Raw genomic sequence first — 13,448 nt, forward strand, 5'->3', positions numbered from 1 at the left:
CGTAATTACTTCTTTCCTTCAACGCAACAATTGTTAAATTATATTTGCATCTTAATTGAAAATTGTTCTAATGTCAACAACGTGCTTCTATAACTTTCCCTTTAAAGAATCCATTTGATCTAAAAAACGCTTTGATTTAATTGTTAGACCTGTATATTCCTGATAATAGGAGTTGATGACCATTTTTAATTCATTCTTCGTCTCCTGTTTAACAGAAATATTTCCTAATCGGTTTAAATCAAAATAATAAAAAAGACGGAGGAGCTTTACTGTCATCGGTGATATCTGTAATCGATAAGGATCATTTTCAAAACATCGATGACATAGAAAACCTCCCTCACGTATGGAAAAATGAAATGTTCCATCTTTTTGACCACAATTAGCACAAGCATTAAGCTGCGGCTGCAACCCTAACACTGGTAACATCTTCATTTCAAAAATATGAATCAGAATATCCGGGTCTACATCTTCATCTAGATATTGAAGGGTTTGTTTTAATAATTCAAACAAAAAAGGGTTTCTGTCTAGATTATCAGTACTTTTGTCTAGTAACTCAGCTAGGTATGAAGCATATGCTGTTAAAAAAATATCTTCTCGAATACTTCTAAATGACAAAATTGTTTCTCCCTGCTGCAAACCACCTAACCCACTGGACTTTTGAAACAAAAACGTCCCATACGTAAAAAGTTGGGTAATTGACGTAAGACGACTATTAGGTTTCTTAGCGCCCCTTGCCATAACCCCAACTTTTCCAAGTTCTCTTGTATATAATGTTATTATTTTGTTTGTTTCACCGTAATCGGTAGATCGTATAACAATTCCTTCACATTTTTGAAGCAAATTTCCCCTCACCTTTCAAAGGTTCAGGCAAGATCAGGAAATTGGAAAATCTAGTTCAGCTAGTTCATCATCTTGAGAATCGGGTCCTTCATCATTCTCCTTTTCTAACTCTTTAAAAAGAAGATACGTATCAATACTACCTGTTTGCGAAAAAACCTTCCAGGTAAAATCCAACATATAAACCCCACCTTTCAGTTGTTAAGACTAGCAAGCAATAAATCCAATTTCTTTATAGTTATCTTGACCTTATTTTCTTCATTTCATGTTAAACAATTTTTACTAATGCTTTTCATGAATACGATTATTTTTTTGTTATTGTTTCATCCTAAACGGTTTAGTATTCATCTTCTCTAAATCCATAATCACGAAGCTGTGAAGATTTGTTTCGCCAATCTTTTTGCACTTTTACCCAAAGCTCTAAAAACACTTTAGATCCTAACAATGCTTCAATATCGACTCGTGCTCTTTGACCAACTTCTTTTAGCATGCTCCCACGTTTACCAATTACAATACCTTTTTGCGAATCACGCTCGACAATTATCGTTGCACCAACATATATTGCAGCATTGTTTTCACGGCGCTCAAGTGTATCCATTACTACTGCAATAGAATGTGGAATTTCTTCCCTTGTTAAATGTAAAACCTTTTCTCGAATTAGCTCTGTAATAATAAATCGTTCCGGGTGATCTGTCACTTGATCTTCCGGGTAGTATTGCGGCCCTTCCGGTAGGACAGCCTCGATCTGTTGCAGTAACGTATCAATATTGTTTCCCTGCAGTGCTGAAATGGGAACAATTTCTTTAAAAGGATATAACTCTTTATATTGTTCAATGAGAGGCAGCAGTTGATCAGGGTGGATTTGATCTATTTTGTTAATAATTAGAAAAACAGGTGTGTTTGTTTGCTTTAACTTCTCAATGATGAATTCATCACCACGTCCATACCCTTCTTCTGCATTAATCATAAATAAAATTAAATCAACCTCTTTTAACGTGTTTTGTGCTACTTTCATCATAAAATCGCCAAGCTTATGTTTTGGCTTATGAATTCCTGGGGTGTCAATAAAAATTGTTTGAGAATGATTCGTTGTATAAACCCCTTGAATTTTGTTACGAGTTGTTTGCGGCTTATCACTCATAATAGCAATTTTCTGACCAATCACCCTGTTGATAAAAGTAGATTTTCCTACGTTTGGTCTTCCTATTATTGATACAAATCCTGATTTGAAAGATTGATTATGATTCATGTAAATCCTCCGCTGAAAAAGCTCCTGGTAGTAATTCACTAACTGTAAGTTCTGAAACATCACCTTGGAGGTTCGTTAATACAACCTTCATATCTTTTGGACAAAGCTCAGCAATAACTTGACGACAAGCACCACAAGGTGGAACAGGTCTAACAGTATCTGCTACAACGGCTATAGCTGTATATTCTTTGTCACCTTCTGAATATGCTTTGAATATTGCTGTTCTCTCAGCACAATTACACATGCTGTAAGCAGCATTTTCAATATTACAGCCTTTATAAACTGTTCCATCCTTTGTTAATAAAGCTGCACCTACTTTAAACTTTGAGTAGGGAGTATAAGCCATTTCCCTTGCTGCTTTCGCTTCTTCGATGAGTTGTTCAATGTTCACTAAATCTTTCTTCCTTTCTCTAAGAGAATGACTAATTCTCTCTTTTATTTTACCTAATTTCCGGTTAAATTTCACGCCTAATTCAAACTTTGTAATTTAATTGTAAGAATTTTCGGACAGTGTATTTAATACACTAAAAGGTTTGTCTTTAAAGATAACAATCTTTTTTCAGTATAAGAAGCCTGATTTAAAAAATGGTAAGCTATCTCGCTTTGACAGCTCCTAGCTATAAAAATAATTTAAGATGACTCCAAATAATAATTACACCAATTATAACCGAAAGAAACGCATATACCAAAACCGCTCCAGCCGCAGCATCTTTTGCTGCTTTTGCAAGCGGGTGATAATCTGGTGTAATTAAATCAACTACATGCTCTAAAGCGGTATTGATCAATTCTAACGAAAGCATACCACCGAGCAAAAACAAGAGAAGGACCCATTCAAATGTTGTAAACCCAAGAATCATTCCCACTATCAGCATGATGAAGGAGATCGAAACATGGATTTGAAAATTCCTCTCGGATTTAAAGGTTTGAGTAATACCGGACCAGGCATATATAAAGCTTTTAAAAAAACGCTTCCATTCAGATAGTTTCGGATCTTTTAAGTCCATATTGATTTAAAATATCCTTTTGTTTAGTAAACATCTCTTTTTCATCAGCTTCTGTCATATGATCATAACCTAAAAGATGAAGAAAACCATGTACGGCTAAAAACCCCAGCTCCCTCATAAATGAATGACCATAATCCTGAGCCTGTTCTTTGGCACGGGGAATCGATATAATGATATCTCCAAGCATTCTAGGTTGATCTATGCCAACAATTTCAACCTCGCCTTCTCCCATCTCTTCTAAAGCAAATGAAATAACATCTGTAGGTTGATCTTTGTCTCGATATTCCCGGTTTACTTCTTGTATACGTTCATTTGTAACGAATGTGACTGAGATCTCAGCACCTTCTGTTATCCCTTCTTGTTCAGCAGCAAACTGCAAGAGTTCTTCAACTGTATGTATTTCCTTTTCAGTTAATTCATTTGTTTCATCATGACTATCGATAGATAATCTCATTCTTTCTTCACCTTCTGTTTTTTTGTTAGTTCAGGGTACTCAATTCTAGAATGGAAAATTCCTTTTAATGACTCACAAAAAGACTTCGCAATAATATCCAGTTCCTTTAATGTTATATCACATTCATCTAACTGATTATCTTGTAATCGATCAGAAATTATTGACCTGACCAACTTTTCAATCTTTTCAGGAGTAGGGTTTGACATAGAGCGTACTGCAGCTTCTACACTATCCGCAATTGAGATAATTGCAATTTCTTTTGTTTGTGGCTTTGGACCAGGGTAACGGAACTCCTCCTCATAGATGGAGTCATTCGTTTGCTTAGCCTGATGATAAAAATACTTTAAAAGTGTTGTCCCATGGTGCTGTTCAGCTATGTCAACAAATTCCTTTGGCATTTTATGCTTTCTTAACATTTCCACGCCATCTGTAACATGGGAAATGATGATATTTTTACTAAGTTGTGCAGATAACTTATTATGTGGATTTTCAATATTCATCTGATTTTCAATAAAATACTGTGGACGTTTTGTTTTTCCAATATCATGATAATAAGCAGCCACCCTTGCAAGGAGTCCATTTGCACCAATAGCTTCACAAGCAGATTCTGATAAATTAGCAACCATAACACTATGATGATATGTTCCAGGAGTCTCCGTTAAAATTTTCCTTAGTAAGGGGTGATTAGGATTGGCCAACTCAATTAGCTTCATCGTTGATAGTATGCCAAAACCTGTTTCAAAAAATGGCATAAAACCTATCGTCAATACCGAAGACACAAGACCTGACGCACATGCCATTACAAAATACGAGGATATTTCCATATTAGAATATCCACCATTACGAATAAGCATAATGGCTGTAAGAGCTAGCACATTGATTCCAGCAACAAATAAACCTGCCTGTAAGATTTTTGAGCGCAGGTTATGTTCACCTAAAAACAACACCCCTGCAAGACAGCCAAAAAGATAATAAATTCCGATAGAAAAGTTGAAATTGCCTGTTATTCCTTCATTAAATATAACACTTCCACAAACAGCAAAGATCATACTAGTTAAAATGGCTAATCGTTCATTTAATAATAATTTAACCAACATCACTCCCATTGCAACCGGAACGATATAACCAATATGTGTATAATCAATCTTTTGAAATAAGCTGACAATTTTCATTAATAAGATCGTAATAGCAAAGATTAAACAATATAATAACAAAGAATTATTTTTTCTTGAGATCGGACTGTCTTTCTTTTCAAAAAAATAAACAACCGCAGCCAAAATTAGGAGAATAAATAAACCAAGTCCCAAAAATGGTTTAAAAGATTGATGATCATCTAATAAACCAACAAGGCCAAGTTTTCGATAAACTTCACGGTTAATGAGTTCATCTTCTTCCACTAAAATTTGTCCTTGTTTAATTTGCGCCGTTTTCACGCTATCTTTTGCAAGTTGTCTTTGTTCTTCAGTTGCTTTTAAGTCAAACACAAAATTTGGCGTAATCGCAAATCTGGCAAGAATTGTAGCTGATTGCGAAACCTCAGGTCGCAACGATGTATATTGGAGCTCATCCTCAACCTGCTTTTTTGCTTCTGTTAATTGAACAATAGGAATTTCTTTGCTCATTATATTATTCACAGCTGTTACAACAGCATCTTTTGCTAACTCAAGTTCATCTTCAGATGTTTCAACTAATGATACAAATGTGTTAGCAGGAATTTTCTTGTTAATCGATTCTGTTAATTTACCTCTGATTTTCTCAACTTTTTCATTTGACGTTGTAGTTGAAGCACCCTCTTCATTGCCTTTTTCTTCTTCTTTTCTAACTTCTATTACAGTGTCAAAGATAGACGAAACAAGATCTACTTGCTTTTCTGAGATTTCCTTTTTTAAAACATACTGATCCTCTACTGAATCATATGCTTCCTGTTGTTTTCTTTCTGTCTCAACTTTATCTTCCACCGTTGTAGGAGCATAGATTGTCTGATCTGAAACAGTAAAGAGCTCAATATCCAGCGTTTCGAGAACTTTACATTACTATACAGAGCTACAAATAAGATAACGGCTAATATGCTGTATAAAAAAATATGTAGAAACTTGTAACTATTTAACTTATCTACCACTTTGTTCGTTCTTTTATTTTCCTTTGAATTGGCATTTTTTTCTTCATGATTGGCACCACCCTCTAACAACCTTCCAAAAGAAAAGCCGCTATAAACAATTCTATACTACCATTATTCATTTTTATCGAAAAATGTTCAACTGTTAAGACAAAATATGACAAAAAAAGAACAAAAGTGCAAGCACTTTCATAAACGATACCTTAAAAAGGTTTTTCACGAAAGTGCCTTAAGAATTACTGTTTAATAATCTTCAATTAGAATGAATAAACAAATCCTAGTAAAAGAAAATGACCCGATTAAGGGTGCTCGGGTCATTTTTCTTATTTTGAATTTTCATCATATGCCGAGATAATTTTAGCTACAAGTGGATGTCGAACAACGTCTGACTGCTCAAGAATCACAAATGATAATCCACTAACATTTGTGAGAATATCTTTCGCGGTAGCCAAGCCTGATTTGACTCCTTTTGGAAGGTCCACTTGAGTAATATCACCAGTTATAACCATTTTGGAGCCAAATCCCAGTCTTGTTAGGAACATTTTCATTTGCTCTGGCGTAGTGTTCTGTGCTTCGTCTAAAATTACGAAAGCATCATCCAATGTTCTACCTCTCATATATGCAAGGGTGCAATTTCTATTGTCCCACGCTCAATCAGCCTTTGGGTATGCTCCATTCCCAATACATCATGAAGAGCATCATATAATGGTCTTAAATAAGGATCAACTTTTTCCTTTAAGTCACCCGGTAGGAATCCTAAACTTTCTCCGGCTTCCACAGCTGGTCGTGTTAAAATTATGCGTTTAACAGAGCCAAGTTTTAATGCATTAACGGCCATTACTACAGCTAGATACGTTTTTCCTGTTCCTGCAGGGCCAATTCCAAACACTAAATCCTTTTTTTGAATAGCAGAAATATATTGACGCTGACCTAAGGTTTTTACGCGTATAGACTTTCCTTTAGCCGTTTTTCCAATTTCCTGCATATAAAGATTTTCCAGCTGATCTAACTTTTGTTCTTTCGCCATATTAATGGCATAAATAATGTCTCTTTCACTTATGTTAATACCTTTTCTAATAATGAGAAGCAGTGATTTAAGAAGTTCATCGACGAGTTTTACATTCTCCGCACTTCCTGAAACATAAACTCCTTCTCCTCTTGTTACAATCGAAACATTTAAACCTTCTTCGATTCGTTTTAAGTGAAGATCATGGTTACCAAATAGAGCAATTGCTTCGTTTGGATTTTCTACTTGTTGATTCATTGTCACTAATTCTTCTGGCATTCTTTAATCTCCCTGAACAATTGGTGTGGTTTTTACAATATTTTCTATCGCTTGATAAAGAACAGTCAACTTAACTTTACCATTCTCATTCGATTGGTGCAAAACTTTTTCACCTATGACCTTTTCTTCTTCATCTAATTTGTCTTCAATATCTTTACGTCCTCTATCTAATGCAGCTTCTTTTGCTTGTTCAATACTATATTCTCTTTTTATCTGTTCCTTTTCACGATATGTTTCATTCACATAGGCAATAGGAAGTGTAAACTTTAAAAATTTAACATGATAAACATCATCTTCAACTTCAAAAGATTCAAATTTACTAGCTCCAAATCCCCATATTGGTATTCTAAAGGAACCCAATTGAAGATAATGTTTAACTTTAGCTTCCCCAGTTAACACATCAAAAGTCGTTTTTAATGGAATTGTTATTGAAGATTTATACCAAGTTTCCCCGAATATCTCAGCCTTAGCAGCAACTTTCTTCTGTTCATCTTCTTTACCAATCAAACCGGATACCAATACCTGTCCCTTTGAAACATGTTCATTTAAGGTTGTTAGCGGTTGACCTTGTTCAACGAACATCTTTTTAATAACAGCTTCCTTCTGTGCCACAATATGTCTTGGACTTACTAACTCTTCTTCCTCAGGCTGATTTTTTTCTACAACTTTTAGATGATAGGTTGTACCTGTTAACTCTACTCCAACCCATGTGATTTGTTGTATATTATCTGTTAAAGTCTTTTGAATATCATCTGGATTTTCAACCAAGAATTGGAACTTTCCGGTTTTTACTCCGATACTAGATAATTCTTTTTTTATTAAGTGTTCTGTTTCAGGTGACGCACCTTCGACCTTTATTCCCCAAATCATATTGGATAAAACAAAAATGACCAGTAAAAATGCAAGTAATCCTAAAACGAAACCATTATTTCTCCATGACTTTTTAACGAAAAAAGGAAAGCCTAGCCTCTTTTCAAACCTACATTTACATTCATTTTTCTTTACAACAGCTCGTAAAGCATGTACATCTTGAAGGCGTATAAAAAAACTTAAACTTTCTGACTCATATCGTTTAACATTCCACACCACAATATTGTTTCGGATACAATCGTTTAAAAACCGCTCTGTACCTCTTCCACTAATACTCACTTTAACTACACCAAACAAATAACTCGTCCATTGATTCTTCATACTCATCCCCCTGTTTAAGAAACACATCAATAAAAAAGAGATATATACTTGTCTGCCGTGTTGCTGAAACACAGCAGACAACTAGACAATTTCACCCAAATATTCCTTATGATTACATGAAGTTCTTTACAATTACGAACGATAGGAGTATAAACATTTAAGACTCATCAAGGTATAAAACTTGGTTTATTTTACCTTCTAATAAAATTTCTTCCGGAAGAATAGTTTTTATGACAAAGGCTTCACCTTTAATTAAAAGCTGACCCTGCTTTAGTAATAGGCGGAGCTCAGTATCAGTAAATGTAAGGAGTCCTCGATGATTCTCTATGTAAATATGTAGCTGTCCAACCATCGTAATTCTAGGAAGATCCATCATGACATCCGGCGGGAGTTCAATGTTATTTGTTATCCATCTCGTTAATTGCTGGCGCCATTTTTTTGCCATAAAAAAAGACCCCCTTTCATCTCATATGTATGAGAGAAACCGGAGTCTTATAACACGTTTATTTGTTAAGTTACAATCATCTTTTATTTTGGGTATAATGTGGATTTTTCGAACGAGGTGCCCCAAGAATTTCACTCCAGATAACACCTTGAGCAGCACTTTGTTGATCAACAATAAGCTGATTACGATTTACGTTTCGGTTAACTTTTGGTAACTTCTCCTCTTTTACAGCTTGAGGTTTACCAAGACGCTCTTTTACAGTATTTACCCTATCATCTTTAACAGGATTGCGTTTCATCTTCTCATAAGCCTCTTGTACGGTTTGAAGAGGTGGCCTGCTTTCTTCTCTTGGTTTTGTTTCTACAGTTGTCATAACCGGTTTCGGGACAGGCCTCGGATTTGGTCTAGAGCTAGTCCTTGGATTCGGTCTTGGATTTGACCTTGGACTAGGCCTAGAATCTTGCCTGGTATCCTGCGGAGAAACCGTTTGTTTAGTTGGTTGTTTTTGATTCGTTTCATCTTCTTTTGTCTTAGAAGTGAAAACGCGAGAGAAAAGCCATGCTAAAGCCGCCCAGACAAGAGGATTTGTGAAAATTTCTGTTATATCCACTCTTTACTCCCTCCTTTTTAATGAGGAATAGGGATTGAGTACTCAATCCCTTTTATTGATAACACGTCTTAGTATTGATCTGAATCATTATGATCTTTATTTGTTTTTCCAATTGAATCTCTCATGTCTGTATCTGCGGATATATTTTTAATATTCATATAATCCATAACACCAATATTACCTGAACGAAGAGCCTCAGACATAGCTAGCGGAACTTTCGCTTCTGCTTCCACAACCTTAGCTTTCATTTCCTGAACACGTGCAAGCATTTCTTGTTCTTGTGCAACAGCCATTGCTCTTCGCTCTTCTGCCTTTGCCTGAGCAATCTTTTTATCTGCTTCTGCTTGCTCTGTTTGTAATTCTGCACCAATGTTTTTACCGATATCAACATCCGCGATATCAATCGAGAGGATTTCAAAGGCTGTACCTGAGTCAAGTCCTTTTCCTAAAACAGTTTGAGAAATCAAATCAGGGTTTTCAAGTACTTTCTTGTGATTATCTGATGAACCAATTGTACTTACAATACCTTCACCAACACGGGCGATAATCGTGTCTTCACCAGCACCACCGACAAGTCGTTCAATATTTGCTCTAACAGTGATTCTAGCTTTAGCTTTTACTTCAATACCATCCATCGCAACACCAGCAATAAACGGTGTTTCAATAACTTTTGGGTTTACACTCATTTGTACAGCTTCTAGTACATCACGACCGGCTAGATCGATTGCAGCACAGCGTTCAAAAGTTAATTCGATGTTTGCACGTTCTGCGGCAATTAAAGCATTAACAACTCGGTCAACATTACCACCTGCTAAATAGTGGCTTTCTAGTTGGTTAGTTGTCACATCAAGACCTGCTTTATGTGCTTTGATCAATGGGTTGACAACTCTACTAGGAATGACACGACGTAACCTCATTCCGATTAGCGTAAAAATACTTATCCTTACACCAGCTGCTAAGGCAGAAATCCATAGGGCAATCGGTACAAATGTAAAGAAAACACCTAAAACGATTAGCCCCAATATGATAAGTCCAATTAATAAGATTGCAGAAGCATCCATTATGTTATTCCTCCTAATGTTCTTTCTTTATAGTTCTCTCACAACAATACGTGAGCCTTCTACTTTTACTACTTTTACCTTATTTCCTTTTGTAATAAATCCGCCTTCTGTCACTACATCAAGGCGTTCATCACTAATAATAGCTGTCCCTGACGGCCTTAAAGTGGTTAACGCTACTCCTTCAGCACCAACTAATTCAGCTCTAGATACATTGGATACATAACCACTTTCGGTATTTGTTGAATCACGCAAAATTAACTTTTTAAATATATTCATACGCTTTCCAAACACCTTTACTAATAGGATAGATGCTGTTATTGAAACAGCAAAGGAAATCAAAAGAGATATTGTCATGTGCACAAAATCACCTGAAGCTACATACAGGCTAGTGATAATGCTAACAAATCCTACTATTCCCAATATACCTCCTGGGACAAAAAACTCGGCTATTATAAAGATAATCCCAAGAATAAATAGGATAATGGATTCCATTCCAGCTAATCCCGCTACTAAGTGACCATAAAAGAATAAGAAGTGCTGCAAGTCCCATACTTCCCGGAACACCAAAACCAGGTGAATAAAGCTCCACAACCAACCCTAGACTTCCTATTGAAAGTAGAATTGGAACAACAACCGGATTCGTCAGAAACCTTGCAACTTTCTCAGCAAAGCTTTCTTCAGCTACAATCTCCACGGCATTATTATAACCTAATTGTTTTAGTAGATCATCTCGATCCATAGCCGTTCCTTCTGAATAACCAACTTCGAGTGCTTGTTTTGTCTCTAAAGTTAGCAAATCACCTTTACCGGCTCCGTATTCAGGAATATCTACATCTTTATCAGCCATTGCCAGCGCATATTTTGGATCACGACCATTACGTTCTGCTGACTCTCTCATTTCGGATAACCATAAAGACTGAGCTTTATCATCTGCTGCATTCCCATCACCTGTGATAATAGCCGCTGATCCCATTTGACTGCCTGGTGCCATGTATATTTGATTTGCATTAAGAGCAATATAGGCACCTGCAGAGATTGCTCTTCTATTAATATAAGCAGTAATCGGGATCTCACTTGAACGAAGAGTATCAGCTATTTCCATAGGCCCATCAACAAGCCCTCCAAGTGTATCAATCTCTAAAATAATGTGATCAACTTTTTGAGACTGTGCATCGGATACGGTTCTTTTAATATATTGCGATAAACCTTTTTCAACCGTTTCTTCAACAGGAATAATATAAACCTTTTCATTTGATTCTGCACTAATAATAGAAGTAAAACCTTGATAAATACTTAATATAAAAGCGAAGACAATCAAGAAAAGAAAAAACCTTTTTCTCACTTTACACCCCCTTTCTATATCCTATTAGTAATACGGTTATACAAATGAATTAGTTTCAAATTTTTTTGTGAAAGATGATTATATTATAAACATCTTTATTCTTTGCTATTTTTTTATTGTCATGTAATGATTTTTATTATGTAATAAAATAAAAGACATCTTGCAGAGCAAGATGTCTTTTTGTCATTTATGATAGTTGTTGTTGCACAAGCTTGTTAACAAGACTTCCGTCTGCTTTACCTTTTACTTTGGGCATAAGTGCTCCCATGACTTTCCCCATATCGGCTTTAGAAGTAGCATTTACCTCAGAAATTGTTTGCTTAACAATTTCTGCAACTTCTTCTTCGGAAAGCTGCTCAGGCATATAATTGACCAGTACATCAATCTCTGCTTGTGTTTTTTCAACTAAGTCCAAACGATCAGCATTTTTGAATTCCTGGAGGGAGTCTTTACGTTGTTTTAATTCGCGAGAAAGAACCGTCAATTCTTCTTCAGCAGACAATTCATTATTGCCAAGCTTTATCGCTTCATTTTGTAAAGCAGCTTTGACCATACGAATGACAACTAATTTTTCTTTTTCCTTGTTTTTCATCGCTTGTTTCATATCTTGATTCAAATGATCAAGAAGACTCATACGTACACCCTCTTTTAGAATTTGCGCTTTCTAGCTGCTTCAGACTTTTTCTTACGCTTTACGCTAGGCTTTTCATAGAATTCGCGCTTTCTTGCTTCTTGTATTGTACCACTTTTTGATACAGTACGTTTGAAACGACGAAGAGCATCTTCAAGCGACTCGTTTTTACGAACGACCGTTTTTGACATTCTCTTTCCCTCCCTCCGAATACAACCAATCGACTACTTGTAAATAAAACATGCCTATAGATAAACATGTACTTTGATATTATAATATAATGACTATAACAGGTCAACTCATATAATAAATTCTTATTCTTTTATTAAAAACCTTTATCTTAAGCTTATCTTATGAACGTACCTGTCATTTGTTTGTACAAATGCTCAAAAAGGAATAAATTGGTTGTTATTATTTGTTTTCAATTTTTAATAATCAGATGTAGATACTTCACCTTTAACGATTGCAACACCGGAACTTGCTCCAATACGAGTAGCTCCTGCAGCAATTAATGCCTCTGCACCTTCAGTGTCTCTAACCCCGCCTGATGCTTTTACTCCAATATCAGGACCTACTGTTTTTCTCATTAATGCAATATCTTCAACAGTAGCTCCGCCAGTAGAGAAGCCTGTTGATGTTTTTACAAAGTCAGCTCCTGCTTTAACTGCAAGTTCACAAGCTCTCACCTTTTCTTCTTCAGTTAAAAGACTAGTCTCTATAATAACCTTTGTTAGAGCCTTTCCTTTTGCCGCTTCCACAACCGCTTCAATATCACGCTTAACAAGCTCATCATTTTTATCTTTTAAAGCACCGATATTAATAACCATATCAACTTCTGTTGCACCCTTTAAGATAGCATCCTTCGTTTCAAATCCTTTTGTCTCAGGAGTGTTCGCACCTAGCGGGAAACCTATAACAGTACAAACTTTTACTTCTGAATCTTTCAAAAGCTGGGCAGCTGTTTCAACCCAAGTTGGATTTACACAAACAGATGCAAATTGAAATTCAATTGCTTCCTGACATAGCTTTTCTACTGTTTCTTTTGTTGTATCCGCTTTTAAAGCTGTATGATCTATCATTTTTGCAATTTTAGACATTATGTATCTTCTCCTTTATTTTCGATAGTTGTCCGACATCTTACATCTTATCATTTATCATGTATAAAAACGAGTATAAAAATAATTTGTGCCAGATAGAGAAATTTAGTCATTTTTATGGTTTTT

The 13,448-nt window shown here is 35.6% G+C and carries 13 protein-coding genes, 3 pseudogenes and 1 other annotated feature (1 of these 17 running past the window's edge); all 16 genes and pseudogenes read right to left on the reverse strand.

Going from position 1 to position 13,448, the window contains the following annotated elements; translation table 11 throughout:
- Nucleotides 1–31, reverse strand: a binding site (T-box leader); it reaches 143 nt to the left of the window's first position.
- Between the two features lie 56 nt (nucleotides 32–87).
- The 16 genes and pseudogenes from recO to deoC all read right to left on the reverse strand — a co-directional run bounded on the left by recO (nucleotide 88) and on the right by deoC (nucleotide 13,322).
- Nucleotides 88–840 (reverse strand): DNA repair protein RecO, encoded by a 753-nt coding sequence (gene recO, locus MVE64_RS05815; RefSeq protein WP_247344609.1) that lies wholly within the window; start codon nucleotides 838–840, stop codon nucleotides 88–90.
- A gap of 33 nt (nucleotides 841–873) precedes the next feature.
- Nucleotides 874–1,017: a YqzL family protein gene (locus MVE64_RS05820; protein ID WP_098797488.1), complete on the reverse strand. Its 144-nt coding sequence runs from the start codon at nucleotides 1,015–1,017 to the stop codon at nucleotides 874–876.
- A 157-nt stretch (nucleotides 1,018–1,174) separates the two neighbouring features.
- Complete coding sequence (gene era / locus MVE64_RS05825) at nucleotides 1,175–2,086, reverse strand: GTPase Era (RefSeq protein ID WP_247344612.1); 912 nt, start codon at nucleotides 2,084–2,086, stop codon at nucleotides 1,175–1,177.
- Entirely contained in the window at nucleotides 2,076–2,477 is a 402-nt protein-coding gene (locus tag MVE64_RS05830; RefSeq protein ID WP_247344615.1) for a cytidine deaminase, read from the reverse strand. Before MVE64_RS05830 ends, era begins: the two co-directional genes overlap by 11 nt.
- A gap of 226 nt (nucleotides 2,478–2,703) precedes the next feature.
- Nucleotides 2,704–3,090 (reverse strand): diacylglycerol kinase, encoded by a 387-nt coding sequence (locus MVE64_RS05835; RefSeq protein WP_098797490.1) that lies wholly within the window; start codon nucleotides 3,088–3,090, stop codon nucleotides 2,704–2,706.
- A complete protein-coding gene (gene ybeY, locus MVE64_RS05840) occupies nucleotides 3,062–3,544 on the reverse strand; it encodes an rRNA maturation RNase YbeY (RefSeq protein WP_247344618.1) in 483 nt (160 codons plus the stop codon). Before ybeY ends, MVE64_RS05835 begins: the two co-directional genes overlap by 29 nt.
- Nucleotides 3,541–5,663 (reverse strand): annotated as a pseudogene (locus MVE64_RS05845) (HD family phosphohydrolase). The gene ybeY and the pseudogene MVE64_RS05845 overlap by 4 nt, the downstream one beginning before the upstream one ends.
- 320 nt (nucleotides 5,664–5,983) lie before the next feature.
- A pseudogene (locus MVE64_RS05850) lies at nucleotides 5,984–6,945 on the reverse strand (PhoH family protein).
- Between the two features lie 3 nt (nucleotides 6,946–6,948).
- Complete coding sequence (gene yqfD / locus MVE64_RS05855) at nucleotides 6,949–8,136, reverse strand: sporulation protein YqfD (RefSeq protein ID WP_247344621.1); 1,188 nt, start codon at nucleotides 8,134–8,136, stop codon at nucleotides 6,949–6,951.
- Between the two features lie 157 nt (nucleotides 8,137–8,293).
- Nucleotides 8,294–8,581, reverse strand: coding sequence for a sporulation protein YqfC (gene yqfC, locus MVE64_RS05860; RefSeq protein ID WP_121662882.1), 288 nt, complete (start codon nucleotides 8,579–8,581; stop codon nucleotides 8,294–8,296).
- 76 nt (nucleotides 8,582–8,657) lie between these two features.
- The gene (locus MVE64_RS05865) at nucleotides 8,658–9,191 is read right to left on the reverse strand and encodes a hypothetical protein (protein WP_247344623.1); all 534 of its coding nucleotides are present in this window, start codon (nucleotides 9,189–9,191) and stop codon (nucleotides 8,658–8,660) included.
- Between the two features lie 68 nt (nucleotides 9,192–9,259).
- Nucleotides 9,260–10,252 carry a flotillin-like protein FloA gene (gene floA, locus MVE64_RS05870; protein WP_247344626.1) on the reverse strand — a complete coding sequence of 331 codons (993 nt, stop codon included), beginning with the start codon at nucleotides 10,250–10,252 and terminating at the stop codon, nucleotides 9,260–9,262.
- 27 nt (nucleotides 10,253–10,279) lie between these two features.
- A pseudogene (locus MVE64_RS05875) lies at nucleotides 10,280–11,594 on the reverse strand (NfeD family protein).
- A gap of 187 nt (nucleotides 11,595–11,781) precedes the next feature.
- Complete coding sequence (locus MVE64_RS05880) at nucleotides 11,782–12,228, reverse strand: GatB/YqeY domain-containing protein (RefSeq protein ID WP_098797498.1); 447 nt, start codon at nucleotides 12,226–12,228, stop codon at nucleotides 11,782–11,784.
- Nucleotides 12,229–12,242: 14 nt separating this feature from the next.
- Nucleotides 12,243–12,416, reverse strand: a complete 174-nt coding sequence (rpsU, locus tag MVE64_RS05885; protein ID WP_015595024.1) for a 30S ribosomal protein S21 — start codon at nucleotides 12,414–12,416, stop codon at nucleotides 12,243–12,245.
- 237 nt (nucleotides 12,417–12,653) lie between these two features.
- Nucleotides 12,654–13,322: a deoxyribose-phosphate aldolase gene (gene deoC, locus MVE64_RS05890; protein ID WP_247344629.1), complete on the reverse strand. Its 669-nt coding sequence runs from the start codon at nucleotides 13,320–13,322 to the stop codon at nucleotides 12,654–12,656.
- Nucleotides 13,323–13,448: the final 126 nt, after the last annotated feature.

The organism is Metabacillus endolithicus (genome assembly GCF_023078335.1).
GTDB lineage: Bacteria > Bacillota > Bacilli > Bacillales > Bacillaceae > Metabacillus > Metabacillus endolithicus.